Annotated in this window: 25 protein-coding genes and 3 tRNA genes; 12 read left to right on the top strand and 16 right to left on the bottom strand. The window is 73.0% G+C overall.

Annotated elements, in window-relative coordinates; genetic code table 11:
* Nucleotides 1-26: 26 nt before the first annotated feature.
* The 4 genes from QUG98_RS11960 (at nucleotide 27) to QUG98_RS11945 (ending at nucleotide 1,931) form a co-directional block, all read left to right on the top strand.
* Nucleotides 27-100, top strand: a tRNA-Cys gene (locus QUG98_RS11960).
* A gap of 46 nt (nucleotides 101-146) precedes the next feature.
* Nucleotides 147-221 (top strand) — tRNA-Val (locus QUG98_RS11955).
* A gap of 481 nt (nucleotides 222-702) precedes the next feature.
* Nucleotides 703-1,491 (top strand): hypothetical protein, encoded by a 789-nt coding sequence (locus QUG98_RS11950; RefSeq protein WP_289470734.1) that lies wholly within the window; start codon nucleotides 703-705, stop codon nucleotides 1,489-1,491.
* Entirely contained in the window at nucleotides 1,488-1,931 is a 444-nt protein-coding gene (locus tag QUG98_RS11945) for an immunity protein CdiI family protein (RefSeq protein ID WP_289470733.1), read from the top strand. Before QUG98_RS11950 ends, QUG98_RS11945 begins: the two co-directional genes overlap by 4 nt.
* A gap of 42 nt (nucleotides 1,932-1,973) precedes the next feature.
* Here QUG98_RS11945 and QUG98_RS11940 read toward each other — a convergent pair whose 3' ends face one another.
* From QUG98_RS11940 to QUG98_RS11930, 3 genes are all read right to left on the bottom strand, one after another.
* Nucleotides 1,974-2,330, bottom strand: a complete 357-nt coding sequence (locus tag QUG98_RS11940; RefSeq protein WP_289470732.1) for a GntR family transcriptional regulator — start codon at nucleotides 2,328-2,330, stop codon at nucleotides 1,974-1,976.
* 32 nt (nucleotides 2,331-2,362) lie between these two features.
* Nucleotides 2,363-3,280, bottom strand: coding sequence for a hypothetical protein (locus tag QUG98_RS11935; protein WP_289470731.1), 918 nt, complete (start codon nucleotides 3,278-3,280; stop codon nucleotides 2,363-2,365).
* Nucleotides 3,281-3,417: 137 nt separating this feature from the next.
* Nucleotides 3,418-4,686: an MFS transporter gene (locus QUG98_RS11930; protein ID WP_289470842.1), complete on the bottom strand. Its 1,269-nt coding sequence runs from the start codon at nucleotides 4,684-4,686 to the stop codon at nucleotides 3,418-3,420.
* Nucleotides 4,687-5,584: 898 nt separating this feature from the next.
* Here QUG98_RS11930 and QUG98_RS11925 point away from each other — a divergent pair.
* The 5 genes from QUG98_RS11925 (at nucleotide 5,585) to QUG98_RS11905 (ending at nucleotide 9,602) form a co-directional block, all read left to right on the top strand.
* The gene (locus QUG98_RS11925) at nucleotides 5,585-7,567 is read left to right on the top strand and encodes an alpha/beta hydrolase (RefSeq protein ID WP_289470730.1); all 1,983 of its coding nucleotides are present in this window, start codon (nucleotides 5,585-5,587) and stop codon (nucleotides 7,565-7,567) included.
* Nucleotides 7,568-7,638: 71 nt separating this feature from the next.
* Nucleotides 7,639-8,094 carry a hypothetical protein gene (locus QUG98_RS11920; protein ID WP_289470729.1) on the top strand — a complete coding sequence of 152 codons (456 nt, stop codon included), beginning with the start codon at nucleotides 7,639-7,641 and terminating at the stop codon, nucleotides 8,092-8,094.
* Nucleotides 8,095-8,249: 155 nt separating this feature from the next.
* The gene (locus QUG98_RS11915) at nucleotides 8,250-8,639 is read left to right on the top strand and encodes a hypothetical protein (RefSeq protein ID WP_289470728.1); all 390 of its coding nucleotides are present in this window, start codon (nucleotides 8,250-8,252) and stop codon (nucleotides 8,637-8,639) included.
* A gap of 106 nt (nucleotides 8,640-8,745) precedes the next feature.
* A complete protein-coding gene (locus QUG98_RS11910; RefSeq protein WP_289470727.1) occupies nucleotides 8,746-9,240 on the top strand; it encodes a hypothetical protein in 495 nt (164 codons plus the stop codon).
* Nucleotides 9,237-9,602, top strand: coding sequence for a hypothetical protein (locus QUG98_RS11905; protein WP_289470726.1), 366 nt, complete (start codon nucleotides 9,237-9,239; stop codon nucleotides 9,600-9,602). The genes QUG98_RS11910 and QUG98_RS11905 overlap by 4 nt, the downstream gene beginning before the upstream one ends.
* A 58-nt stretch (nucleotides 9,603-9,660) precedes the next feature.
* Here the strand turns inward: QUG98_RS11905 and QUG98_RS11900 are convergent, their stop codons facing one another.
* Nucleotides 9,661-9,867: a hypothetical protein gene (locus QUG98_RS11900; RefSeq protein ID WP_289470725.1), complete on the bottom strand. Its 207-nt coding sequence runs from the start codon at nucleotides 9,865-9,867 to the stop codon at nucleotides 9,661-9,663.
* 291 nt (nucleotides 9,868-10,158) lie between these two features.
* Between QUG98_RS11900 and QUG98_RS11895 the strand changes: the two genes are divergently transcribed.
* Nucleotides 10,159-10,230, top strand: a tRNA-Gly gene (locus QUG98_RS11895).
* A gap of 62 nt (nucleotides 10,231-10,292) precedes the next feature.
* Here the strand turns inward: QUG98_RS11895 and QUG98_RS11890 are convergent.
* The 5 genes from QUG98_RS11890 to QUG98_RS11870 form a co-directional block, all read right to left on the bottom strand.
* Nucleotides 10,293-11,087 carry a ferredoxin reductase gene (locus QUG98_RS11890; protein WP_289470724.1) on the bottom strand — a complete coding sequence of 265 codons (795 nt, stop codon included), beginning with the start codon at nucleotides 11,085-11,087 and terminating at the stop codon, nucleotides 10,293-10,295.
* A complete protein-coding gene (locus tag QUG98_RS11885) occupies nucleotides 11,084-11,677 on the bottom strand; it encodes a molybdopterin-dependent oxidoreductase (protein ID WP_250366904.1) in 594 nt (197 codons plus the stop codon). Before QUG98_RS11885 ends, QUG98_RS11890 begins: the two co-directional genes overlap by 4 nt.
* A gap of 172 nt (nucleotides 11,678-11,849) precedes the next feature.
* Complete coding sequence (locus QUG98_RS11880) at nucleotides 11,850-12,740, bottom strand: glycosyltransferase family 2 protein (protein ID WP_289470723.1); 891 nt, start codon at nucleotides 12,738-12,740, stop codon at nucleotides 11,850-11,852.
* Nucleotides 12,737-14,290: a D-glycero-beta-D-manno-heptose 1-phosphate adenylyltransferase gene (gene rfaE2 / locus QUG98_RS11875; protein WP_289470722.1), complete on the bottom strand. Its 1,554-nt coding sequence runs from the start codon at nucleotides 14,288-14,290 to the stop codon at nucleotides 12,737-12,739. The genes QUG98_RS11880 and rfaE2 overlap by 4 nt, the downstream gene beginning before the upstream one ends.
* Nucleotides 14,287-15,711, bottom strand: a complete 1,425-nt coding sequence (locus tag QUG98_RS11870) for an aldehyde dehydrogenase family protein (protein ID WP_289470721.1) — start codon at nucleotides 15,709-15,711, stop codon at nucleotides 14,287-14,289. The genes rfaE2 and QUG98_RS11870 overlap by 4 nt, the downstream gene beginning before the upstream one ends.
* A 155-nt stretch (nucleotides 15,712-15,866) precedes the next feature.
* Between QUG98_RS11870 and QUG98_RS11865 the strand changes: the two genes are divergently transcribed.
* On the top strand, nucleotides 15,867-16,988 hold the full coding sequence (locus tag QUG98_RS11865; protein ID WP_289470720.1) for a glycosyltransferase family 9 protein: 1,122 nt from the start codon (nucleotides 15,867-15,869) through the stop codon (nucleotides 16,986-16,988).
* 246 nt (nucleotides 16,989-17,234) lie between these two features.
* Here the strand turns inward: QUG98_RS11865 and QUG98_RS11860 are convergent, their stop codons facing one another.
* From QUG98_RS11860 to QUG98_RS11830, 7 genes are all read right to left on the bottom strand, one after another.
* Nucleotides 17,235-17,939, bottom strand: coding sequence for an SDR family oxidoreductase (locus tag QUG98_RS11860; protein WP_058727890.1), 705 nt, complete (start codon nucleotides 17,937-17,939; stop codon nucleotides 17,235-17,237).
* Nucleotides 17,940-18,078: 139 nt separating this feature from the next.
* Nucleotides 18,079-19,467 (bottom strand): PfkB family carbohydrate kinase, encoded by a 1,389-nt coding sequence (locus QUG98_RS11855; RefSeq protein ID WP_289470841.1) that lies wholly within the window; start codon nucleotides 19,465-19,467, stop codon nucleotides 18,079-18,081.
* Between the two features lie 95 nt (nucleotides 19,468-19,562).
* Nucleotides 19,563-20,189 carry a D-sedoheptulose-7-phosphate isomerase gene (locus QUG98_RS11850; protein ID WP_058727889.1) on the bottom strand — a complete coding sequence of 209 codons (627 nt, stop codon included), beginning with the start codon at nucleotides 20,187-20,189 and terminating at the stop codon, nucleotides 19,563-19,565.
* On the bottom strand, nucleotides 20,186-21,592 hold the full coding sequence (locus QUG98_RS11845) for a glycosyltransferase (RefSeq protein WP_289470718.1): 1,407 nt from the start codon (nucleotides 21,590-21,592) through the stop codon (nucleotides 20,186-20,188). The genes QUG98_RS11850 and QUG98_RS11845 overlap by 4 nt, the downstream gene beginning before the upstream one ends.
* Nucleotides 21,589-22,590: a glycosyltransferase gene (locus tag QUG98_RS11840; RefSeq protein WP_289470717.1), complete on the bottom strand. Its 1,002-nt coding sequence runs from the start codon at nucleotides 22,588-22,590 to the stop codon at nucleotides 21,589-21,591. Before QUG98_RS11840 ends, QUG98_RS11845 begins: the two co-directional genes overlap by 4 nt.
* A 146-nt stretch (nucleotides 22,591-22,736) precedes the next feature.
* Nucleotides 22,737-23,846, bottom strand: a complete 1,110-nt coding sequence (locus QUG98_RS11835; RefSeq protein WP_289470716.1) for a glycosyltransferase family 9 protein — start codon at nucleotides 23,844-23,846, stop codon at nucleotides 22,737-22,739.
* A complete protein-coding gene (locus tag QUG98_RS11830) occupies nucleotides 23,843-24,394 on the bottom strand; it encodes a D-glycero-alpha-D-manno-heptose-1,7-bisphosphate 7-phosphatase (RefSeq protein WP_289470715.1) in 552 nt (183 codons plus the stop codon). The genes QUG98_RS11835 and QUG98_RS11830 overlap by 4 nt, the downstream gene beginning before the upstream one ends.
* A 61-nt stretch (nucleotides 24,395-24,455) precedes the next feature.
* Between QUG98_RS11830 and QUG98_RS11825 the strand changes: the two genes are divergently transcribed.
* A complete protein-coding gene (locus QUG98_RS11825) occupies nucleotides 24,456-25,460 on the top strand; it encodes a glycosyltransferase family 9 protein (RefSeq protein WP_289470714.1) in 1,005 nt (334 codons plus the stop codon).
* Nucleotides 25,461-25,476: the final 16 nt, after the last annotated feature.

Here is a 25,476-nt window from a genome sequence, read left to right as displayed (position 1 = left end):
GTACTCACGGAGACGTGAACCTCGATGGTGGGGTGGCCGAGAGGCTAGGCAGCGGCCTGCAAAGCCGTCCACGCGGGTTCGAATCCCGTCCCCACCTCCAGCAACACCCCTCCAAGATCCTGCACGACCCCGGTCAGCAGATCTCTGGGCGATTGGCGCAGCGGTAGCGCGCTTCCCTGACACGGAAGAGGTCACTGGTTCGATCCCAGTATCGCCCACCACGACGAAGCCCCCGGAAGTCCGGGGGCTTTCGTGTTTCCCGAGCGTTGCCCGGGGTTCGGATCACGTGCCGTGGCACCCTTCCGGCACGATCTGCGAAAGCTCTGCCGCGCTGTTGCGCCGCGCGAGCCTCCGCGTCGTGGCCGACGAGGTCGTCGAGCTCGACCGGCGCCTGACGAAGCTCCGCGGACACCCGCCGCTTCCGCTGCTGGTCGTGCATCGAGTCGGGGGCGATTTGTCCCGTCCGACGATCAGCACGATCCGGACTGGGCGGTGAACGGCTCGCTCGCCGAGCTGTTCCACCCGACCGGAACCGGAGCGGCTTGACCGGCCGAGACACTGGGCTCCGGTAGGTACGGGCAGCGTCGTCGCAGAGGCCACTTTCGTCCACGTGCACCATCGCGGACCAACGCTTCGCCGTTCGTCGCCAGGCTCGTCATCATCGTTGGCGATGCGGCGACCGGTGCCGCATCCTCTGGCAACATGACCGACGTGACCCGGTACGACCCGCCCGCCGCTGACGTGCTCTACGTCGTGGCCGACGAGTGGGTGGCGCAGCTGCGCGCGTCGGCCGCGGACAACTCACCGATCCACCCTCTCCTCGATGTCCGAGGGAGTGTCCCGCCGTACGCTGACGAGTTCCATGTCGGGTACAAGTCGATCGACACGTGGCACGGCGGCAATCCCGGTCAGGCGCTCACCGTCATTCGGCAGGCGCTCCTCGACCTGGGAGCTATCACCAGACTGCGCTCGTCTGCCATCGGCGCCCTTGAGCGAGCAGACGTCCGCTGGGCTGTGCACCACGGGACCGAGCTTCCGGAGCCGCTGTCGGAGCACCGCCTGTGGGAGGTGACGGACGTGGATCTCTTCGAGGGAACGATGGGCCGCTTCGACAGGTACTTCCGGCCGCTGCCCGCGGACGTCCGGGACCGCATCATCTCGTGGGCGTCCCGCCCGGAGACGAACGCCGGAGCACCCGAGCGCGGCTGGCTCCTCGACGACACCATCGACCGACTTCGACACCTCATAGGAAGCGAGCAGATCAGCACCGAGACGCGCACCAGGTTCGTCCGCTGGTACAACGACACCTACAAGGGCATGTACGACGACTTCGCCGGTCAGGTCTGGCGATGGCTCAACGCAGAAGGCGCTCTGCGGGAGCCGACGCTGACCGAACGCGCGCGCCTCGGCCTCGTCGCCGCCGCCACACGCGTCTGGGACCGAGACCGCCTCGCCGCCACGCTCCCGGAAGTCACCACCCCGAAGCGGTGAACGGCCACTCGCTGTCGGTGCAGGGGTGTGCCGTGCAAGGGGAGAGGGTCACGAGGACACGCATCGTCCGAGCCGGCAGCCGGTCCGTTCGCGAGACCGCGGTCTGGTTTGGCGGTCCCCGCGACGACGACGAGATGCACCTGTCGCCCGAGCTCGAGCACGACCTCCACGCGTTCGACGACTGGTACCGCAACGCGGAAGACCCACTCGAGCAGTATGCGGTCGGCGCGGGCGTCCGGCATGACTTCGAACGCGAGGGGGAGCGTCTCGTGCAGGCTCTCGCGAGGGAACTCGGTGCGCCGTTCTCTGTCGCTGTCATCGACCCAGGGGGCCGCGCGGGATCGCGCACCTTCCCGGTGCCCGTCAGCCGCGACGAACCCCCAGGCCCGCGATGCTTTCGCCGCGATCCACGACGCCGATCTCAGACCTTGACCGGTTGACGAGCGGCGACGGATTCCGACCGGCGTTCCCCTGGAGAAGGTTCACCCGGACCATGACGCGGTAGCGGCTCGGTCCGGTGGTGTCGGGTGCTCGGCTGTCCACATGGCGTCGAGAGCCGCGTGGAGCTGCTCAATGCTGACAGCGTGTCGGTCCGCGTCCTCGATGCTGCGCCGCAGCGCGGCGAGAACCGCACTGGGCAGCAATCCGCTGTGTTCTGCTACTCGCGTGCCCGAGCCCAGTCGGGTCACCACGAACCCCTCGGCAACCAGACGCCGGAACGCCTTCGCGACGGTACCCGGGGCGATCGACATGTCTCGAGCGAGCTGCCGTACCGACGGCAGCCGGGCACCTGGCACGAGCAGCCCGACGGCGATCTGTCCGCGGATGAGTTCTGCCACGGCATCAGCTCCGGGGGGTGCACCGGGAACTGTCACGCGCGGACCGGTCGGGGGTCGGTACCGACGCCCGCAGAGGCACCGGACCGACCACGGCCCAGGAGCTGAGCGATGACGAGCGCGAGACCGAGACCGACGACACAATGGGACGAGAACCCGAGGACCGGACCCAGAGCGGCGAGGGACGTCCCGAACTCGATGGTCCCGGCTTCCGTGAGCGGGATGGACGTTCGCAGTGACGAACCCTGTGCGACGAGCTGCCATGCGGACCCGAGTGTGAGGAGCAGCGCGGCCGTGGCGCTCCGGAGCACAGCGGACGATCGGTCACGGCGACGGAGGTCGTCGCCGGCCCGGTCCGTGTCGGTCCGCGGGGCACGCGCAACACGGTGCAGTCGCGACAGCGTGACGACGGCAAGCACCACAGTCGCTGCCATGACAGGAACGCCGTAGTACCAGCCGAAGAACTCTGTGCTGGCCGTCGCGTTCCCGATCGGAATCATGATGGACGCGTAGCGGCCTTCTTCGTCCTGGGACGAGATCAGCCCGGCGCCGAGAACGGTCAGCGCCAGGACGCCCGCGACGGCGGCGGCCGCCGCGACCTCCGCACCCCGTGAGAACGTCAGCGGACCACGGCGCCGCAGGTCAGGCACGAATCCGTCGGCAGTCATCGGCTCGGTCGCACCGGACCCCACGACGAGGACCGCGATGACACCCGCCGCGATCGGCAGCACCTCAGGCCACCACCGGAATTGTCCGACCATCGAGAACGACAGCGCCAGGGGCAGCACCCATCCGACCACGCCGACCGTTGCCGCTGCCGCTGCCGAGCGGACCCTGCTCGGCACTCCGCCACCGCCACCGCGCCGGTCGATGTGCGAAAGGACGACCCCGACCACCAGACCGAGTGCGATCACCACTGGCGCCTCGCTCGAGCTGATCATCACCATGAGCATGCGAACCCCCTCCGTACAATGTGTACCACGGTGGTGGCACGCTTGGGGGAGAGCGCTGTCCACCGCACCACGTCGAGGGTCGACCGTTCACCGGGACGGTGCGTGGTCGGGCACGGTCGGGCCCGGCCACGCACTGCTCACGCGTCGATGTCGGTCAGTTCCGCAAGCCGCACCCGATGCGGCAGGCCTCGTACTGCTCCGCGCCAGGCCCATGCGGCAGCGAGGAACACGCCAGTGGCGATGAACCACAGCAGCCACGGCGCGCGTGAGTCCAACAGCCCGAGGGTGAGCGGGAAGAGTGCCATGCCGATCGAACTCGCGGTCTGGAACACCCCGATCGCTCGACCGCGGATGCGCGGGTGTGGGGCTTCCGCCATGACCGCGTTCGCCGCTGGCAGGCAGATCATGTCCGCTGCGGCCAGCAAGATCGCGACGACGACGACGTACGACCATGCGGACAGCCCGTGCAGCGGAGGAAGAACGATCAGCGGCGCTGACGTCGCAGCGGTCAGGACCGCGCCGAGCGCGATGAGCGTTCCGCGCTGTCGCCCGGCCACCCAGCGCGTGACGGACGTCTGGAACAGTGCGCACAGGCCGGTCGAGATCGCGAACTGCACGGGTGCGACCGCCGGGGACATGCCCCAGCGCTCGACGAACAGGACACTGAACGCGACGTTCGGCAGCACCATGGCGGGACCGATCAGGAACTGTCCGAGCGTGATGAGTTGCATCGACCGGTCAGTGACGAAGGAACGAAGCGACCCGAGCGGATCGCCCTCCTCTGCCTCGGCGAACGCAGACGGGGTCGATCGGTGGCCGGTGCGTTGTGTTGCGAACACGATGGCCGCTGCGACGCTGGTGATGACATTGGCGAGGACCAACCACCGCAGGCCGTCCTGGTGGCCGTTCGCGAGGGTTAGCGCGGCGATGATCGCGCCGGCGCCGAGCGCGGCGGCCTTCGTCGCTTCCAGGAACGCGAACCAGCGTTCGTACGGGCGGCCTTCCGAGAGGTCGTGGACGTACGCAGTCCAGGACGTCCAGTAGAGCCGCTCGGACGCGTGGGCGAGGAAGATCGCCGCGAAGATCATGGCGGGGTCGTGAGGGAAGAGGTAAAGCGTGAAGCCCGCCGCGGAGAGGAGGTTGTTCAGGATCATCGACGCCTTCGCGCCGAACCGGTCGGTGAGGACCCCGCCGACGAGTCCGATCGGTAGGGCGACCAGTGACGCGACGGTGGAGAGGACACCGATCACTGCGAGGGGCACGTCGGTGGTGATGGTGAAGTAGACGATCGTCAGCGGCAGCGTGAGGCCGGCGCCGATGGTGTCGGTCAGGACCGCGAACGTGACGAAGCGGTGCTCGCGCAGGCTCGCGAGGGACGCCCGGAACCGGGCAGGGGTGAAGAGCATGGATGTGATCCCGTGAAGTCGTCGTGCCGCCGCTGAGTGGGGGCACGGGCATGCAGAAGCTCGCGAGCAGAACGCTCGCGGCGAGGAGGGGCTGACCGGGAGGGTCAGCTCAGTGCTGCGTTGCCATGACTCCGGGAGGGATCGGCCGCGGTCCGACGAGCTCGGGCGCAGGCTTCGCGGGGAACAGTCCACGAGGGGCCGTGAACGGCATCGTTGCCACCCTCCCCGTCGTCGGACTCGATCGTCGAACGCTAGCAGCGAGCTGGTCAAGGGATCAACGTTGCCGTGCCGGTCGGCCTCCCCTGCCGATTGCTGTCCGGACCATCGGCCGACCGCCCGGGACACAGTGCTGCAGTCTGGCAGGGTGACGGGCCGAGGCGACGAGTGCGAGCGCATCGTGTCCGGCGCTCTCCGGTTGTTGACCGCTGTCGACCCGTACGGCCTGAGGCCGGGGACGGTGGACGGAACCCCGAGCGACGAGTACGTACCGGAGGCCGTCGCCCTGGCCCGGATCCTGCTCGAGTACGGGAACATCACCGCGCAGGAGGTGGAGGCCGTCTGGTGGCGCTTGTTCTCCGAGTCCTTGACTGCACGGCTCGGATCGTCACGCACAGCTGCCTTGACTCGTGATCTGGACGACCTCCTTCGCCGAGCTCATCGGGTGACCCTCGAGGAGGCGCAGGCCTCGCGGCAGGTGGACACTCCGAGGGTCTGACGGCCGATCGGCAAGCGTGCGCTCCTGAGCTCCGGGCACGGGGATGGACAAGGATCGACGACCGGCCGCGATCGTGGGTAGCACGGTGGCGCTCGGCGGGCCGAAGACCTGATCGACGCTCGGCGGCCCTGTCCGCACATCTTCGATCGATCTGCGTACAGTGGAAGTGCAAGGGGGGAGCACATGGGGGACATCCAGTACGACGAGGCGGCGGCCGATGCCCTCGTCAGGGCAGCCGGGGCGGCCGCCGATCGCCTGCGCGGGCAGGGGGCAGCGCGTCGGCGCGCCGCCGAATCAGCTCTGGACGACTTCCGCGGCGCGTACGCGAAGCGCTTCGAGGAGTCGGTGCAGATCGAAGCTGGCGACCGGCCGAAGCTCACGTCCGCGCTCAACGACCTCGTCGACCAGGTGACCGAGGCCACCGCTGCAGCGGAGCAGGAACGGCAACGCCTCGAGCAGCTCGCGGCGTGGCAGCTCCGGCAAGACGAGCGGGACCGCCAGGTCGCGGCCGATCCGCTCGGGCTGCACGGGAGTCCGTCGCTCGGTGTCTTCGACTTCAAGCCGTCGGAGGTCCCGATCGCTCCGCCGACCATCACCGTGGCGTTCTCGGCGCGGGGTCGGACGCGCACCGGTGGCGGGACGGCAGAAGGGACCAGCTCAGCGGATCCCGGTTCGCTCCGGTCCTTCGCGAGCGACAGCCGCGCCGCAGATCGCGCCGCGGAGGAGAACCTGACGACGCTGCGGTCCGCCTGGCACGGCTTCACCGGGAGCTGCGGCTGGGTGCGCGTTGCGAACGCGTCCTTCCTGGCCGGTGCGGATCGGCTGCTCGATGAGAACCGCGAGGACGCCGCGTGGCTCGAGCGGATCGCCGACGCCTTCGACCGGGCCGGTGGTTCCGGCGATCTCTCGAACGCCACACTCGACATCGCAGCACCGGCCGACCTGCCTCCGGCGCTGCACCAGATGCTCGATCCGGACCTGACCGCGGCCGAGGTCGCGGCACTCTGGGCACAGCTCGGATGGTCGTCATCCCGCAGGCAGGACGTCCGAGCGCTGCCCCTGCCGGTGCTCGCTCGCCTCGGCAACCTCGAGGGAGTCGCTTACTGGGCCCGCGACGCGGCGAACCGCACCGTGCTCGACGCCCGGATCACCGAGGCTGAGCAGGAGGTGGAGGCGCTGCAGTCCACGATCGCGTACGACAACGGGACCGCCTGGAGCCGAGCGTCGGAGAACCTCACGGCGTTGCGGGACATCCGCACCGGTGCGCAGTTCGTTCCCGGGTCGCAGTCGGGCGACCGGTACGTCGTGTCGCTGACCGACGACGTGCCACCACTCGCTGCCGTCGCGATCGGCGACCTGGACACCGCTCGCAACGTGACCTGGGCGGTTCCCGGCATGGGGTCGTCGACCACCGGCATGAACGCATGGGCGTCCTCGGCGCAGAACATCTACGACCAGCAGCGCGACAGTGTCGACGACGACAGCCCTCTGCAGCAGCACGCCGTCATCGCGTGGATGGGGTACAAGGCCCCGCCCATCCCCGTCATCTCGGGCAGTCCGGACCCGGGGGTGCTGTTCAACGGGTACGCAGAGCCGGGCGGCGACGCGCTCGCAGCCTCGATCAAGGGGCTGGATGCCGTGCGTGGAGGGGACCTGCCCCGGACGAACGTCGTTGCCCACTCCTACGGATCGACGACGGCAGCGTTCGGTCTGACCCAGGCGGCCGTCCACGTCGACTCGTTCACGACGATCGGTTCAGCGGGCATACCGAACTCGATCCCACGAGCAGACGACATCCACGCTGATGACGTCTACGCCGGTCAGGCCCGGAACGTGTGGGCGCTCCCGGGCGACGAGAAGGGCGACCAGTGGGCGGGCACCGGTCGGCTCAGCCCCGTGCACGGGATCGACCCCACGTCGCCGAGCTTCGGTGCGTCCGCGTTCGGCGCCGACGGCGTGGAGAAGGACGGGGAGAAGCTGCGCGGCGTCAAGGACCACGGCGTCAGCACCCCCGACGGCGAGGGCTACCTCGACGTGAACACCGAGTCCCTCTCGAACATCGGGTACGCGACGACCGGTCAGCCGGAAGAGATGACCGACTACGTGGCCAAGGGACCGACGGACTTCGAGCGCGACCTGCTCGAACAGATGATGAGAGCACCGTGATGATGAAGCGATCCTCGACGAGAACACGTCGTACCGCCCTGCTCGGTTCGATCACGGCACTCGTCCTGCTCATGCTCACCGCCTGCGGGAGCACAACCACGACACCGAGAGGCTCCGACATGGATCCGTCGACCGCGAAGAAGTCCATCGTCGATCTCGTCGAACGGTCGACGGCTGCCGTCGGGGGCGACTGGAAGGTCTACCGCGGCCCTGCGGTCGAGCCGTGCGGACAGGACGTGGAGGATCGCGTCCGGTACGTCTACATCGTGGAGCGAGAGGGGTCGGCCACCGGGCTGCAGCGCGATGTCGATGCGGTCCGTGCCGTCTGGAAGGACGCGGGTATGGACGTGGTCGACACGGCCACGCCCGGAGGGGCCACTCGCGCCGGCATCCGCGGAACCGGTGACCCCGTGACCTCGATCGGGTTCGACGCGAAGCCGGATCGGTACAGCATGTCCGGAGTCAGCGTCTGCGCGCCCGGGAACGCGTCGGAGCTCCGCGACGAGGAGTTCTCGGACCAAGGCTGAGCGGATCCACTCCTCGGACAGATGATGCAGGCGCCATGACGACGATCGCACCTCGACACCGGTCGAGCACCTGGCTCGCACTCACAGCAGCCATCGGCCTCTTGCTCGTCCTCACCAGCTGTGCGGACAGCAGCGTGGAGCGGGAGGGACCCACCGTGCAAGCGTTCGAAGCCGAGAAGTCGATCGTCGACCTCGTCGAGCGCTCCTCGGAGGCGATCGGCGGGGAGTGGCGCGTGTCACTCGGGCCGTCGGTGGAAGCATGCGGCGAGGGCGTCGAGGACCGCGTGCGGTACGTCTACGTCCTGGAGCGCGACGGTTCCCCCGAGAGCGCTGAACGGGACATCCGTGCCGTCACGGAGGTCTGGGAGCAGGACGGCATCGAGGTCTTCGACACGGAGACCGGCGGGGACGAACCACTCCGGGGTGTCCGGGGCAAGGGCGGTCCCACCACGTCCATCGGGTTCGACGCCCACCCCGCGCGCTTCAGCCTTGCCGGCGTCTCCGCGTGCGCAGCTGGGAGCGCAGACGACCCCGCTCAGGGATGAACCAGAGCGTGACCGATCGCCGGCACGTGCGGTCGTTGCTCGGACTCGGGGCGGTCGTCGGTCGCGAGACCTGTGGTGCCGCGCGCTGTCAGGACGAGGAGGAGCGATGGGTCGCCGATCGAACACGTGCATCGCCGTGCTGCTCGTGGCCGCAACGGTCCTGTCGGCGTGCAGCGCCGACCCGGGCGGAGCCCGTGTGGACGCGTTCGAGGCGAAGCGGTCGATCGTGGACGTGGTCGAGCACACGACGCAGTCGATCGGCGGAGAGTGGAGCGTGTACAGCGGTCCTGCGGCGGAGAGCTGCGATCGTGCAGGCGCTGCGCCCGGAGCCCGGTGGAGCTACATCGTCGAACGCGTGGCACCGGCGGGAGTCGACCCGGCCGCGGACGTCGAACGGGTCGAGCAAGCGTGGGAGGAGCAGGGCATCGCCGTCGAGCACTTCGAGAGTGGAGCGGCGGACCCGCTGCTCGGCGTCCGCGGGAGCGGGGGACCGGTGACGTCGATCGGGTTCAACGCCTTCCCGCAGCGGTACAGCGTGACCGGGGAGTCGACGTGCTTCGACGGGAGCGTCGACGACCTGCGGGGAGCGGGCAAGGGATGACCGACGACCGGCGCACCGACCGGGTGACGGACCGGGACCGACGGACCTATCGGATCGTCTCCCGCATCGGCTTCGTCGCTGCTCCGGCGATGTTCTTCCTGCCGCTCCTCGTGCCGATGTTCTGCGTCGGCTACCAGTCGTGGCCGGTCATCTGCATGACGGCGGCGTTCGCGGTGCTCGTGTCCGCGTCCTCGTTCGCCGCCATGGCGAGCACGCCGCCCGACGACCGTCCCGGGAAGCACCAGCTGTGGGCGATCCCCGCGGCCGTGTTCGCCCTGCTGCCCGGAGCGGTCCTCTCCTCCGGGCTGTACCTGACGATCGTCTCCCTGCTGAGCCAGGCAGCGGCGACAGCGCCGGGCTGACGGGAGACGGCCGTCGGACAGGACACGGCGGCCCGACGAGGGGCGGGGACGACCCGCGTCAGACCGGCCGGTAGATCGCGATCGGGGGAGCGGACGGGTCGCCGTCGTCGTGCGCGTCGCCCGTCGCGAGCCAGGTGCGGCCCTCGTGCTCGATCGTCGTCGGCAGGTCGCCGTGCACCAGGATGCGGATCGCGGGCGCATCGCCGTCGATCAGGTCGACACCGTGTGCCTCGGTACCGCCGGGGTTGTCGTGCACGTAGCTCATGCTCCGAGTCAACCCGGTCGGCGCTGGGAACCCGGGACCGCCCGGCCGCTCGCAGGGTTCGGGTCGCCGCGAACGGCCGGACGAGGGGTGGGTGGCCCCGGTGCGCCGGTCGGGCAGGTCCGGGCACCGAGGAGTCATCCGGACACGACGGAGACTCGGATTGGTCGGCATGATCACCTTGCGGTTTCCCGCAATCCCGCAACACCAGGCCCGCGGCGAACCCGGACGACGCGCCCGGCGGCCCCGCAGATCACGGGCACGGGACTGATCCGGGGTAGAGTGTTCCTGTACGCGGATGTGGCGCAGCGGTAGCGCATCACCTTGCCAAGGTGAGGGTCGCGAGTTCGAATCTCGTCATCCGCTCGGAACACGAAGGCCCTGGTCACCGACCAGGGCCTTCGTCGTGCAGCAGCCGGTCCTCGCCGTCACGCGCCGCCGAAGCGCTCGGCCCGGACGTCGGACAGGTCGTGGCCGAGCTCGCCGAGCCACCGCAGCACCTGCTCGACGAACGGGGTCGACCCGCAGACGTACACGAGCGCGCCGGCGTCGGGCTCCAGCACCGATGCGCCGAGACGCTCCCGGGTGAGCCGGCCCACGGCCTCGCCCGATCCCGACGGCGCCCGGCGGCTGTACACGTGCGTCACCTCGAGCGGAGCGGTCGCGCGGAGGGCAGCGTCGAGCTCCTCGCGGAAGAAGACGTCCTCCGGCGTGCGGGTGGCGTACAGCAGCCGGAACGGCACCGGGTCGTCCGCCTCGGCGTGCGCGGTGACCATCGGGAGCAGGGGGACGATGCCCGACCCGCCGGCGATCAGCTGCACGGGCCGGTCCGACTCGTCCGGACGCCAGACGAACCACCCACCGAGGGGACCGTGCACGTCGAGCCCGTCGCCGACCTCGATCGCGTCGACGAGGAACGGCGAGACCTCGCCGCCCTCGACCCGGTCGACGGCCAGCGTCACCCGGGTGCCCTCACCGGACGAGGCGATCGAGTAGGAGCGGGACGCCTGGTAGCCGTCCTCGGCGGTGAGCCGCAGGTCGAGGTGCTGACCGGGGTCGTTGCCGGGCCAGGTCGGCACGTCGAGGACGATGCGGCGCGCGGCCGGGGTCTCGGGCGCGACGGCGGCGACGGTGGCGGGGTGCCAGGCCGGCCGCCTGCGGACGGGAGCGGCCCCGCGCGGGGTGATCCGCGCCTCCAGGCCGTCGACGGGGGGCGTGCTCACCAGTACCGCTCCTCCTTCCAGGGGTCGCCGTGCATGTTGTAGCCGGCGTTCTCCCAGAAGCCGGGCTCGTCCTCGGCCTGCATCACGATGCCGCGCACCCACTTCGCGCTCTTCCAGAAGTACAGGTGCGGGACGAGCAGCCGGGCCGGACCGCCGTGCTCGGGGGTGAGGGGCTCGCCGTCCGCCTCGAAGGCGATCCAGGACTGCCCGTCCAGGAGCTCGTCGAGCGGCACGTTCGTCGTGTAGCCGCCGAAGCTGTGCACCGTGCAGAAGTCGAGCGACGTCTCGACGTCGGCGAAGAGCCGGTCGAGGGGGACGCCGCGCCAGGGCATGTCGAGCTTCGTCCAGTGGGTGACGCAGTGGATGTCGACGGTGACGTCCTCGACCCCGAGCGCGTGCACCTCGTCCCACGACCAGGTGTGCAGACCCGACTCGGTGCGGATCGAGAAGCTCCAGTCCTCGGGCGCGATGTCCGGGGTCGCCCCGGCGGAGAGCACGGGCCAGTCGCGCACCAGGGTCTGGCCGGGTGGGATGCGCGGGTCGTCGCGGTCGTCGCGTCGGCCGCCGAATCCGCGGGTGAACGTCGCCATCGTGGTCCTCCTGCTCACTGGTGGTGTGGCCATCCTGCCCCGTGGATCGGTCCACGGCCCAGCGCGCGTCCGGTGCGCGCCGCGTCACGAGGACCGGCCGGGAGGCTCGTCGCGCCTCCTCGGGACGGCGCTGGTCCGCCGCGGGGCCGGTCCCGGCGTGGTGGGACGCCGCTCAGCGGCGGTGCGGGGCCGTCTCGTGGTCGTCGAAGAGCACGTCGGGTGCGTCGACCCGACGGTCGGTCACGGTGGTCGGGCTCTCCAGGTGCACGGCGCCCGACGGCAGGATGCCCGCGCCGCCGAAGCGCTCCATGACCTGCCACTGCGCGACGACGTCCTCGCCCGAGTGCTGCGGGGGCAGGGCGTCCCAGAACCGGAAGGCCCCCACCTGCTCGAGCGCTGCGCGGTCGTACACGACGCACGCGCCGACCCAGGCGACCCGGTAGGGGACCCATCCGCCCGTCGGGACGTCGAGGTCGGCAGCGACGTGGGCCGGGTTGGCGGCGTTGTGCAGTGACAGTCGGTCGAAGCCGGGGGTGCCGCGGCGCACGACCTCGGGTACGACCGGACCGTCCCACGGCTCGAACACGGCCGTCTCGTGCGGACGGCGGTCCTGCAGGTACGACAGCCCCTGCACGGCACTGCCGACGAACCCGCAGCCGAGGTCGCGGAGCGCGTCGAGCATCCGGCGGACGGTGCCCGGCTCGAGCCAGACGTCGTCGTCGAGGTAGAGCACCGCGGGGGCGGTGGCGTGGTCCAGGAGGTACTGGCGGTGCTCTGCCAGACCACGCCGTTCCGGGTGGGCGAGGAGCGTGACGGGCCGGCCCTGCGCCTCCAGGACGCGCAGCATCGCGGCGACCGCCGGCTCGGAGGCGGCGTCCTGACCCGCGGACTGGTCGCTGAGGACCAGGCGGAGGGCGACGTCGGTCTGGGCGGCGAGCCCGGCGAGCGTCGTGGCGAGCTCGGCGGGCCGCCCGACGGTCGGCACCAGGACGTCGACCTCGGCCGGACCGCGGTCGTCCGTCAGGGGGCGCGCCCAGGCGCCCGACCAGCGGGCGGCGGTCACGGTGCCGGGTCGGGCTCGACGGCGGGCGCCACAGCGTCCGTGGTGTCGGCCGGCGCCGGACCGGTCGCTGCGGCGGCCGCCGCTGCGGTGGCCTCGCGGATGCGGCGCACGACCGCGGTCGTCGAGTGCTCCGGCACGTAGTCGACCATCACGACCTCGCCGCCGTAGGCCCGCACGACGCCGGTCTCCTCGAGCATCTCGGGGGAGTAGTCCCCGCCCTTGACGTAGACCTCGGGACGCAGGCGCTCGATGAGCGGGATCGGGGTGTCGGTCGCGAACACGGTGACCAGGTCGACGCAGGCCAGAGCGGCGAGGACGCCGGCGCGGTCCTCCGCGGTGTTGATCGGGCGCTCCGGACCCTTCAGCCGGCGGACCGAGTCGTCGTCGTTCAGGGCGACGACGAGCAGGTCACCGAGCTCGCGGGCCTGCCGCAGGTAGGTGGTGTGCCCGCGGTGCACGACGTCGAAGCAGCCGTTCGTGAACACCACGCGCCGTCCGGCGGCGCGCGCAGCCTCGACGGCAAGCACGAGGTCCTCGTGGTCGACGACCGTGGCGGCGGGGGCCGTCACGGAGTCGATCAGGGCAGCGGCGGTGCAGACCGAGGTGCCGGCCTCGCGGACGACCACGTCGGCGGCTGCCTGGGCGACGGCGATCGCGTCGCGGAGCGGGGCCCGGACGGCGAGGGCGACCGTGGCCGCGGCGCAGAAGGTGTCGCCGGCACCGGACGCCTGCTGCTCGGACGCGGGGGTGGCGCGGGTGCGGAAGGCCTGGTCGGTGCCGGGCTCGAGCAGGACGGTGCCGTCGCGGTCGAGGGTGACGACCGCCGCACGGGCGCCGCTGCGGGCGAGGACCTCGTGGCGGGCGTCCACGACGACGGGGACCCGGGCGGACCCGGCCCCGAGGTCGCGTCCGAGCAGCCCGGCGGTCTCGCCGGCGTTCGGGGTGACGAGGTCCGGGTGGAGATCGGCCCAGCGCGTGAGGTCGTGGGCGTCGACCACGACGGCACCGGGGCGGTCTCGGTCGAGCACGGGCACGACGTCCTCGGGCTGCACGCCGAGGCCGTAGTCGCACACCACGGCGGCGTCGGCGCAGCGGACGGCGCGGGCGACGGCCTCCGCCAGGCGGGCTCCCGCGTGCGCGTCGGGGGTCGCGGCGATCTCGTCGACCCGGACGACCACGCGGTCGCCGCCGACCACCCGCGACTTCGTCGTCGTGCGCGCACCCGCGACCTCGACCAGGTACGTCGTGTCGACGCCCGCGGTTTCGAGCCGCTCGCGGAGCACGCGGCCGGACTCGTCGTCGCCGATCAGGCCGACCATGCGGACGCGGGCGCCGAGGGCGCGGGCGTTCACCGCGGTGTTCGCGGCGCCGCCCGGCACGGCCACCGTCTCGGTGACGCGCACGACGGGAGCCGGTGCCTCGCGCGAGACCCGTTCGGCCTCGCCGACGGTCCACCGGTCGAGGATGCAGTCGCCGATGACGACGACGAGGGGTTCGCGGTCGTCGACCGAGGCGACCAGGTCGCGGACGAGACGGACGTCGGCGGTCATCGGGTTCCTCCGGAGGTGGTGCGGGCGGGAGCGGGTTCGAGGTGCACGACGGTGGTCGTCGTCATCTCGTCGAGCAGGTGCGGGCCGTAGCCGAAGCCGGCACCCGACGCGCCACGGGGCTGGGCGCTGCCTCCCGGTGCGCCGCCGAACACGGCGTTCACCTTGACGGTCCCGACGGGCAGCTCGGCCGCCGCGCGGAGCGCATGGCCGGTGTCGCCGGTGAGCACCGTCGCGGCCAGGCCGTACCGGTCGGCCGCTGCGAGGCGCAGCCCCTCGTCGAACGACTCGACGACCCGGACCGGAGCGATCGGGCCGAAGGTCTCCTCGGTCATCACGACCATGTCGTCGGTGCAGTCCGCCAGGACGGTCGCCGGGTAGAACGTGCCGACGCCACCGGGCGTCGTGCCGCCCGTGCGCACCTCGGCGCCGCGCTGCACGGCGTCGTCGACGTGCGACTGCACCGTGGCGCGGAGCCGGTCGTCGACGAGCGGACCGAACTCCGCGGCGGGCGACGCCGTCCGACGCTCGGCCTCGGCGACGAGCGCCGCGGTGAACTCCTCGGCGACGTCGCGGTGCACGTAGACGCGCTCGACGCTCGTGCAGATCTGGCCCGTGTTCGCGAACGCGCCGAGTGCCACCTGTGCCGCGGCCCAGGTCGGGTCGACGTCGGCGTCCACGACGACCGCGTCGTTGCCGCCGTTCTCGCGGATGACGTGTGCGTGGGTCCGGGCGGCGACCTCGGTCAGGCGGTCGCCGGTCGCGGTGGAGCCCACGTGGGCGTAGACGTCGATGCCGTCCTGCTCGAGCAGGGCCTCGCCGGTCGCGGCATCGCCGTCGACGCCCACCAGGACGCCCTCGGGCAGAACCTCGGCGAGCAGCGCGTTCAGGCGCGTGATCGTGCCCGGGCACCGCTCGCTGCCCTTGTGCACGACGGTGTTGCCGGTGACGATCGCCGCACCGAGGATGCCGAGGGCGACGGCCACCGGGTCGTTCCACGGGGTCAGGGCGAGCACGACGCCACGGGGGTGGGGGACCGACCAGTCCGCGGCGCCGAACTGCCCGCGGAGGGCCTCGCCACGGTGGACCGGACCGAGCTCGGCGTACTGCACGAGAGTCCCGATGCCGGCCTGGACCCCGCCCATCGCGTCGCCGGGGACCTTGCCCGTCTCGCGGGTGTTCAGGTCGGCGAGCTCCTGCGCGTGGTCACGGAGGTGCGCGGCTGCGGCGTGGAGCAGGGCGCCCCGCTCCGCCGGGGCCGTGCGCGCCCAACCGGGGGCGGCCGCTCGAGCGCGCGCGACAGCGTTCGCGACGTCCTCGCTCGTGGAGCGCGGGGTCGTCGTGGCGATCGACCCGTCGACGGGGTCGGTGACGACCAGGTGGTCGGTGTCGGTCGCGGTCGCTGACGGGGTGGCGATGCTCATGGTGTCCTTCCGGAGACGTGCTTACCGTTCCACGCTGCCCGCACGTACCTGTGCGGGGTCACGGTTCCGCGCGCGAGGTCCGCGGAACGCGCTGCCGGGGTCTCGCCGGGTCGGTCCCGGCAGTCCTCACGGCTGGTCCCGGGTAGACGGGTCTGGTGCAACTGATCGGCAACGGTGGAGACCGCTTCGACGACGTCCGGGAGATCGCGGTGCTCCGCGGCGGTGGCCTGGGGGACCTGCTGTTCGCGGTCCCCGCGATCGAGGCGCTCCACGCCGCGTACCCGGACGCCCGCATCACGCTGCTCGGCAGCCCGCTGGCACCGGCGGTCCTGCGTGGACGCACCGACGCCGTGCACGCGTTCGAGGAGCTCCCGGTCGTCCCCGGCGTGCGCGACGGCGGCAGCGGAGCCCCCACGCTCGAGGACTTCGAGTCACGACTGCGTGGGCGGTTCGACCTCGCCGTCCAGCTGCACGGCGGCGGTCGGAACTCGAACCCGTTCCTGCTGCGCCTCGCCGCGCCGCACACCGTGGGGACCGCCACCGAGGACGCCGAGGTCCTCGAACGGTGGGTCCGCTACGTCTACTACCAGCACGAGGTGCTCCGCGGGCTCGAGGTCGTGTCGCTGGCCGGTGCCGCACCGGTCACCCTCGATCCGCGCGTGCACGTGACGCCCGAGGAGCGGCAGGCCGTGCGCGACCGGCTCGGCGTGCGCGGACACCTGGTCGCGGTGCACCCCGGCGCCACCGACCCCCGCCGGCGCTGGAGCCCCGAGCGGTTCGCCGCCGTCGTCACCGCGCGACTCGACGCGGGCGACGACGTCGTGCTCGTCGGTGACGCCACCGACGTCCCCGCAGCGCAGGCGATCCGCGGGGCGGTGCCGACCGCGCTGCACGACCGGCTCCACGACCTGACCGACGCCCTGCCGCTCGCCGAGCTCCCCGCCGTCCTCGCGGCGGCCGACGTCGTGGTCGGCGACGACTCCGGCCCGCGGCACCTCGCCGTCGCCGTCGGGACCCCCACCGTCGGCGTCTTCTGGTTCGGCAACGTGGTGAACGCGGGGCCGGTGGACCGCGGCCGGCACCGGGTGCACCTGTCCTTCGTCACCCGGTGTCCGGTGTGCGGCATCGACGTCACACAGGTCGGGTGGACCGCGGAGCGTTGCGAGCACGACCCGTCCTACGTCGACGAGGTGCAGCCGGAGGCCGTGCTCGCCGACGTCGAGGACCTGCTCGCCACGGTGCGGCCCCGGGGGCGCGCGGTCGAGCCGGTCGCCTGACCCGGCGCCAGCGCTCCTTCAGGTCGCACGACATGCCGCCCGCGGTCGTTCCGGTCGCACGACATGCCGTCCGGCCGGAAGTCGAGCGGCATGTCGTGCGACCGGAAGTCGAGCGACGTGCCGTTCGGCTGGAAGGTGAGCGGCACGTCGTGCGACCCGAGCGGGTCCGGCCGCCCGGCCAGCATGCACGGACGGGAGGCGCGGCGCCGTCCGGCACCGCGCCTCCCGTCGGGCGTCTACGAACGGCTACGGCCAGCTGGGCTCGGTCGCCGGCATGATCGACAGCTCGCGGATCTCGCACCCGGCCGGCTGCGACAGCGCGAACAGGATCGAGTTCGCCACGTACTCCGGCTCGATGAGCTGTGCGTCCGGGCCCGGCTTGTACTGCTCGGTCCGGCCCTCGAAGAACGCGGTGCGCATGCCCGCGGGGATGATGTTCGTCACGCCGATGCGGCCGGCGGTCTCGGCGGCCAGCGCCTGCGAGAACCCGCGCACGCCGAACTTCGACGCCGAGTAGGCGGTGCCGTCGCCGACGCCCTTCAGCGCGAGCGACGACGAGATCGTCACGACGCGGCCGTGCGTCGCCTCGAGGGCGGGGAGCGCGGCACGCACGACGGCGGCGGTGCCGAGCAGGTTCACGCCGACGATGCGCTCCCAGTCGCCCGACGAGATCCCGCCGATCGGGGCGGGCTTGTCGATGCCCGCGGCGGTCACGACGGCGTCGAGGCCGCCGTGGCGCTCGGCGGCCTCGCGGACGGCGCGCTCGGTCGCCTCGGTGTCCGTGACGTCCACGGCGACGGCGTCGGTGCCCTCCGGCACGCCGTCGACGCGCAGGTCGAGGACGATCGGGGTGCCGCCGGCCTCGGCGACCGCGGCGACGACCGCGGCGCCGAGACCCGAGGCGCCGCCGGTGACGAGGACGCGGCCGATGGGTGTGGTGGGGACGGGCATGGACTTCCTTCCGGGAGTGGCGTGGTGCCGGTCCGTCGGCGGTGCCGACGGGACGTGTGTGGTGACCGGTGCCGGACGGGAGGCTCGTGGCGGCGGTGCGCCGCGCCTCCCGTCCGGCACGTGGTCGGGTCTGTCGGGGTCAGCCGACCGCGGCGAGGGCGGCGGCGAGCCGGGTGGTGGACCGACCGGGGTGGAACGGGACGGTGACGACCCGGCCGCCCCACTCGGCGAGCGTGGCCGCCTCGGGGAGCTCGCTGGCCGCGTAGTCGCCGCCCTTCGCCCAGACGTCCGGCCGGAAGCGACGGAGCGCCTCGTCCGGGGTGTGCTCGTCGAAGACGACCACCGCGTCGACGCAGTCGAGTGCGAGCAGCAGCTCGACCCGGTCGTCCTGCGTCATGATCGGTCGCTCCGGGCCCTTCAGGGCGCGGACCGAGTCGTCCGAGTTGAGGCAGACCACCAGGCAGTCGCCGAGCGCCCGGGCGGCGGAGAGCGTGCGGGCGTGCCCGGCGTGCAGCAGGTCGAAGCAGCCGCCGGTCGCGACGACCGTCCCGCCGGCGCTGCGGACCTCGTGCACGACCCGCAGTGCGTCGCGGTCGACACCGGGGACGGGCACCGGGGCCGGACCGTCGTCGGCGAAGAGCGCGGTCACACCGCCGGCCGCCAGGTACTCCGACGCCGCGAGCACGCCCGCGGCGACGGCCTCGGCCACGTCCGTCCCTTCGGCCAGGGCGATCGCGACGCCCGCCGCCAGGCGGTCACCGGCGCCGCAGGGGTCGCCGGCGGTCACGGACGGGGCCGGGACGAAGCGGCTGTCGAGCGCTCCCGGCCCGGTGCCGTCGCCGCGGCGCCGCGATGCGACGAGCGCACCGCGGTCGCCCATGGTGACGGCGACCGCGTCGACGTCCCAGGCGCGGACCAGCTCGGCGGCGGCGTCGGTGGCGAAGGGGACGCCCTCGCCGGACAGGTTGGTGAAGCGGCGGGCCTCGCTGGTGTTCGGCGTGACGACGGCAGTGCCGGCGACGGGGGCGGCGCCCTTGGGGTGCGGGTCCCAGACCACCGGTGTGGTGCGCGCCGCGGCGGCCAGGGCGCTGCGGAGGCCCTCGGACGCGGCGACACCGCGGCCGTAGTCGGCGACGACGATCGCGTCGGCGCCCTCGAGCGCCGCGGTCATCTCGGCCGTGGTGCCGGGCACGGGCGGCGTGGCGCAGCCCTCGTCGATGCGGACGAGTGCGTGGTCGACGACGCGGACGCGGGTCTTCACCGGGGTCGGTGCGCCGGAGGGACCGGCGACCACCCGGACGTCGGGCAGCAGGGCGCGGATCTCCTCGGCGCGGTCGTCGTCGCTCAGGACGGTGACGAGCGTGACGTCGTGGCCGTCGCGCACGAGCATCGAGGCGACCAGACCGGCGCCACCGGCGCGGCGGTCGTCGGTGCGGACGTCGACGACGGGCACGGGGGCGTCCGGGCTCAGGCGCTCGCTCGTGCCCGAGACGTCGACGTCGAGCAGGGTGTCGCCGACGACGACGATGCGGCGCCGGGTGCCGTCAGCCTGCGCGCGGGCGGCGGTGTGCTGCGCGGTTGCTGTCTCGTCGGCGCGCCGTGCGGCGGTGCCGTCGTGCGCGGTCACCGGCGTCCGCCGCGGCGCAGGGCGGGTTCCATCGCGCGGCAGAGGGCGTGCACGAGGACGAGCTGCGCCTCCTGCACGTTGGCCGACGGCCCCTCGATGCGGATCGCGTCGTCGACCGCGTCGGCGAGCGGGTTCGGGCCGGGGCCGGTCATCGCGATCGAGCGGGCGCCGACGGCCCGCGCGGCCTCGGCGGCGCGCAGCAGGTTCGGGCTCTTGCCGCTCGTGCTGAGCAGCACCACGACGTCCCCTGCGCGCGCGTGCGCCGTGACCTGGCGGGCGAAGACCTGGTCGTAGCCGTAGTCGTTGCCGATCGCGGTGACGGCGGAGCTCTCGGCGTGCAGGGAGATCGCCGAGTACGCCGGGCGGTCCCCGTCGAAGCGGCCGGTCAGCTCAGAGGTCAGGTGCTGCGCCTCCGCTGCCGACCCGCCGTTGCCCGCGGCGAGCAGACGGCGACCGGCGACGAGGCGCGCGGCGATGTCGTCCGCCCAGGCGGCGATGTGGTCCTTGTGGTCGACGAGCGACGCGATCACGGGGACCGAGGCGGCGATGTGGTCGACGACGGTCCGGACGCTGGCGCTCCCGGTCTCCGGCTCGCGGGTGCCGGTCTGCTGCTCGATGGTCATCGTGCGGTCCTCTCCGTCTGGTGCGGCAGCGCCGCGGGCGTCGGGCGGGCGGTCCGTCCGGCGCGTCCGGGACGGGCGCCCGGGATGGTGGTGGCGGGGGTGATGGTGACCGGGTCGTTCGACACGGGTGCCGTGTCGGTCCCGGTGGCCGCCGCCGCGGGGGCGGCGAGGGCGTTCGCGGCACCGGCGACGAGCCGCTCGTAGACGCGCTCGCTCTCGGCGGCGACCTTGTGCCAGGTGTACCGGGCCTTGGCGCGCTCGCGTCCGGCGCGTCCGTAGGCCTCGCGGCGCTCGGGATCGTCGAGGATCGCACCGACGGCGGCGGCCACGGCGTCCTCGTCACGGGGCGGGACGTGCAGGCCGGTGGCGTCCTCCACGACGGTGTCGATCAGTCCGCCGACGCTCGACGCGACGACCGGACGACCGCAGGCCATGGCCTCGAGCGGCACGATGCCGAAGGGCTCGTACCAGGGCGCGCACACGACGACGTCGGCGCTGCGGTACACGGCGGGCATGTCGTGCTGCCCGAGCTGACCGCGGAAGGTCACGTGCTCGCGGACCCCGAGCGACCGGGCCAGGGCGTCGAGGCGCTGGTACTCCGGGTCGTCGGCGAGGTCGGCCCCGGCGGTGCCGGCACCGCCGACGACGACGAGCTCGGCCTCGCGACCCTCGTCGAGCAGCCTCGCGAGTGCCGCGATGGTCGTGCCGACGCCCTTCCGGCGCACCAGTCGGGACGCGGTCAGGACGCGGAAGGGGCGGCCGCGTTCCTCGACCGGGCCGTCCGGGCGGAACAGGTCCGTGTCCACCCCGCAGGGCACGACCGAGATGGCGTGCAGCGGGACGCCGAGCGCCTTGAGCTCGAACGCCTCGTCGGAGCACGTCGCGACGACCTGGTCGACGCTCCGGCCCACCGCGGGTTCGATCCACTCGCGCTCGGCGGGGCTCGTGTCGGCGGTGCCCTGGTGGCGGCGCTTCACGACGCCCAGCGCGTGGAAGGTCTGCACGACCGGGATCCGGACGCCGCCGGTGCGGGCGTGCACCTGCTTGACCGCCTCGAGCGCGGCGTGCCCGGACATCCAGAAGTGCCCGTGCACCACGTCGGGACGGTCGACGAACCACTCGGCCGCGAGCACCGAGGCGAACGTCCCCATGAACGGGAACAGGTCGTCCTTCGGTACGTGCCGCGCAGGACCGGCGTCGACGTGCACGACCTCGACCCCGGGGCGCAGCAGCACCCGGACGGGCTGGTCGGCGTCGTCGCGCCGCGTGTACACGGTGACCTGGTGGCCGCGGTCCGCCAGGGCTCCGGAGAGCTCGGCGACGTGGACGTTCTGTCCACCGGCGTCGACTCCGCCGAGCACCGCGAGCGGACTCGCGTGCTCGGACACCATCGCGATCTTCATCGGAGGCTCCCTTCCAGCGCGGCGTCCGCCGCGCGTCCCCGCCGCGCACCCCGCGCGACGGCGTCGTCGAGGAGGTCGTCCCAGTCCGCCAGGTACCGGCCGAGCCCGTGCCGCGCGAGCGCGGCCTCACGCGCGACGGCACCGCGGCGGCGGGCCTCCTCGGGGTCCTCCAGGAGCGTCCTGGAGGCACGGACCAGCTCGTCGACGTCGGTCGCGATCGCGCCGGCCTCGGCGGGCACCGTCCGGGGTGCGTCGGTCGTCGCGAGCACGAGGACCGGCATCGCCATGTGCATCGACTCGATGAGCGACAGGCCGAGCGAGGTCCAGCGGTTCGGGTGCACGTAGGCGCGTCGCTGCGCGAGCGCGGCGTGCATCGGGTCGGCGGGGACGTCCCCGAGGGCGACGACGCGGCCGCCGAACCCGAGCTCGGGCAGACGCTCGGTCCCCATGCCCCAGAGGTCGACGGGCGCGACGTCGGCGAAGCGGGGGAGCAGGTCGGTGCCCACCACGCGGCCGCGACGGACCGGCTCGTTGATGACGACGCCGAAGCGTTCGAGCTCGCCGGTGTACAGCGGGCCGGGGTCGACGACGCCGTGCTCGACGACCGTGGTGCGGGTCGTGCCGCAGTCCCACATCAGGGCGTTCCAGTGCGTGACGTGGGCGATGACCAGGTCGTCGCGGTCCCGCATCGGGTGCAGGCTGCTCGGCACGTCGACCCGGGGGGCGTTGTGCTCGACGAAGACCACCGGCACCTCGCGACCGCCGAGCAGGCGTCGAGCCTCCTCGAGCTCCTCGGTGCGCTGCAGCACGACCACGTCGACCTCGGCGTCGGCGACGTCCGCGGGGTCGATCTCGATCGCGTTCGCCGGCCAGTCGCGCCCGCCGCGTCCGAGCCCCCAGCCGTCGCGGGCCGGGGTGGTCGGGATGAGGTACTCGTGGGGGCCGCGGACGAAGGCGTCCATCCAGCCGCCGTGCACGTGCCACACGAGGATCCGCATGCAGGGCCTTCCGTTCGTTCGGTGCCCCTCCGGTCGGCTCGTGACGCGGGTCCGCGCGGAGTGCGCGGGCGCCCGTGCGAGGAGCAGGAGGAGCAGTGGCGCACGTTACGGAACCGCTGCTGGTGCTCCTCGCAGCTTCTCCTGCTTCATCCGTTGAGCGCAGTGCGGTGCTCGTCGGCGGGGGAGCCGGGCGCACGCGCGAGCAGGCGGTCGTGGGCTGCGAGCACCTCCGACACGCCGACACCGGAGAGGCACGGGTGGCCGGGGACCGGGCACTCCCGCGCACGGCTCAGGCGGCAGGCGGCCGTCTGATCGCCGAGCAGTTCGACGTCCGGCGTGTACGGCGCCCACTTCACCGCGGGCACGACCGGGGAGAACAGGCTGACGATCCGCGCGCCGACCGCGGCGGCGAGGTGTGCCGGTCCGGTGTTCCCCACGACGACGACCTCGGCGCCGGCGAGCACGGCGGCGAGTTCCGCTGGCGAGGTCCGACCGCCGAGGTCGACCGCGCCGTCGATCGCGACGGCCGCTGTGAGCGCTCGCTCGCCCGGGCTGCCGGTGACGACCACCGGGACCCCGCGCTCGGCGTAGGCCGCGACGAGGGCGCGGTGGTGGTCCTCGGGCCAGGAGCGTGCCGGGACGCTCGCACCGGGGTGCACGACCACGTAGCGGTCCAGCGCGGCCACCTCGGGCGGTGCGACGGCGTCGTGCCGCACCGCGAGCCTCCCGTCGTCACCCGGCGGCAGGGTGAACCCGGCGGCCTCGGCGATGCGGAGGGCGCGCTCGGGCTCGGGGAGGTCCTCGGGCAGGTCCTCGCCCGGTCGGAGCCGCACGTCGAGCAGCGACCCGGGGTGGTCCACCGACGCGCCGGAGACCCGCGGCACCCCGGCCAGGCGGAGCAGGAGGGCGACCGGCAGGGGCGACTGGTGGAACGAGGTGAGCACGACGGCCTCGTCGGGCTGCTCCTCGGTGACGAGCGCGCGGAACTCGCCGAGCAGCGCGTCGTCGATCGGTCGGGCGGTCTCGGTCACCCACGGGGCTGCCCAGACCCGGACCCGGTCGACACCGGGCAGCAGGTCGGCGGCGGGGGAACCCTGGGGCCCGCAGAGCATCGTGACGTGCGAGGCCCCGGCGGCGACGGCGCGGACGGCGGGACCGGCGACCAGGACGTCGCCGAACGAGTCGAGCCGGACGACGAGGACACGGGGGCCGGAGCGCGCGGTGCCCGTGCGTCCGGTCCGCTCGGCGCCGCTCACGCGTGTGCTGCCGGGACGCGGGCCAGCACGAGGGACACCGCGTCGTCGAGCGATCCCGCGACCGTCTCGGCAGCGTCCACCTCCTCGGTGCGGGTCCGCGCGGTCGGCACCAGGATCCCCTGGGCGCCCGCGGCGGCTGCAGCCCGGACGTCGGCGCCGATGTCCCCGACGACGACGAGCTCGGACGGGTCGAGTCCGAGCCGGCGGGCCGCCTCGAGCACCATGCCGGGGCGCGGCTTCCGGCAGTCGCACCCGTCGCCGGCGTCGTGCGGGCAGACGCACCAGACGTCGAACGGTCCGACCAGCTCGTCCACGCGGGCGTTCGTCGCGTCGACCTGTTCGCGGGTGGCCAGACCCTTCGCGATCGCCGACTGGTTCGTCACGACCCCGACGCGCAGACCGGCGGCGCGGGCGCGTTCGACCGCCCGGTGCGCACCGGGAACGGGGACCACCTTGTGCGGGTCGGCGTTGTAGGGGACGTCGATGACGAGGGTGTCGTCACGGTCGAAGAGCAGACCGCGGACGGGGCGGTCCTTCGCGAGAGCCATGCTCCTTGGTACCGCCCGGAGGCCGGGAACCGGTCCAGGCGTGGCCGGATAGCGTCGGACCGTGACCGCCGTCCCCGCCCTGCCCCCGTCCGACGGACGCCCCGACCTGCTCGTCCTCCGCGCCATCAAGCTCGGTGACGCACTCGTCGCCGTCCCCGCCCTGCACGCGCTCCGCCGGGCGTTCCCCGGCCACCGGATCACCCTGGCCACGACCGGGTGGCTGGCCCCGGTCGTCGAGCTGCTGCCGGTGGACGTGCACCTCGCGCAGCACGGGCTCGACCACCCGATCGCCGCACCGGCCGGTGCGGTCGACGTCGCGGTGAACCTGCACGGCGCCGGTCCCGAGTCGTCCGACCTCGTCGCCGCCCTCGCCGCCCGTCGCGTGATCGGACACGCCGACCCGACCCACGGGTACGAGGGTCCCGTGTGGCCCGACGACGTGCACGAGCGGGAGCGCTGGGCGGACTTGGTCACCTGGCACGGCATCCCGGCCGACCCGGACGAGGTCGCCATCGCCCGCCCCGTCGCGCCGTCGGTGGCGCCCGGCGCGGCGGTCGTGCACATCGGCGCCTTCCACGGCGCGCGGCACTGGCCGACGGACCGCTTCGCCGCCGTGGTGCGCGGCCTGCGCGAGCGCGGCCTCGACGTGGTCCTGACGGGAGGCGCGGACGACGTCGAGCGCGCCACCGCCGTCGCGCAGGCGGCCGGCCTGCCGCCGGAGGCGGTCCTCGCCGGTGCGCTGGAGCTGCAGGCCTTCGCGGGCGTCATCGCGTCGGCCGCGCTCGTCGTCACCGTCGACACCGGTGCCGCGCACCTCGCCTCCGCCTACGGGATCCCGTCGGTGGTGGTGTTCGGTCCGGCGCCGCCCGAGGCGTGGGGCCCGCCGGCCTCGGGTCCGCACGTGGTGCTCACCGACGCGTCCGTCCGGCGGGGCGACGTGTTCGCCGAGGACCCGGACCCGGCGCTGCTCGCGGTCGGGGTCGAGGACGTGCTCGCCGCGGTCGACTCACTGCCGGTCGACCCTGCCGCTGCCGCCGCTCCGGCCGGACCGGTCCCTTCGCCGTGAACGCGTCGGGGACGCG

This window comes from Curtobacterium subtropicum (assembly GCF_030362975.1).
In the GTDB taxonomy this organism is placed as follows: Bacteria; Actinomycetota; Actinomycetes; order Actinomycetales; family Microbacteriaceae; genus Curtobacterium; species Curtobacterium subtropicum.
This window is presented reverse-complemented; position numbering and strand designations above follow the sequence as displayed.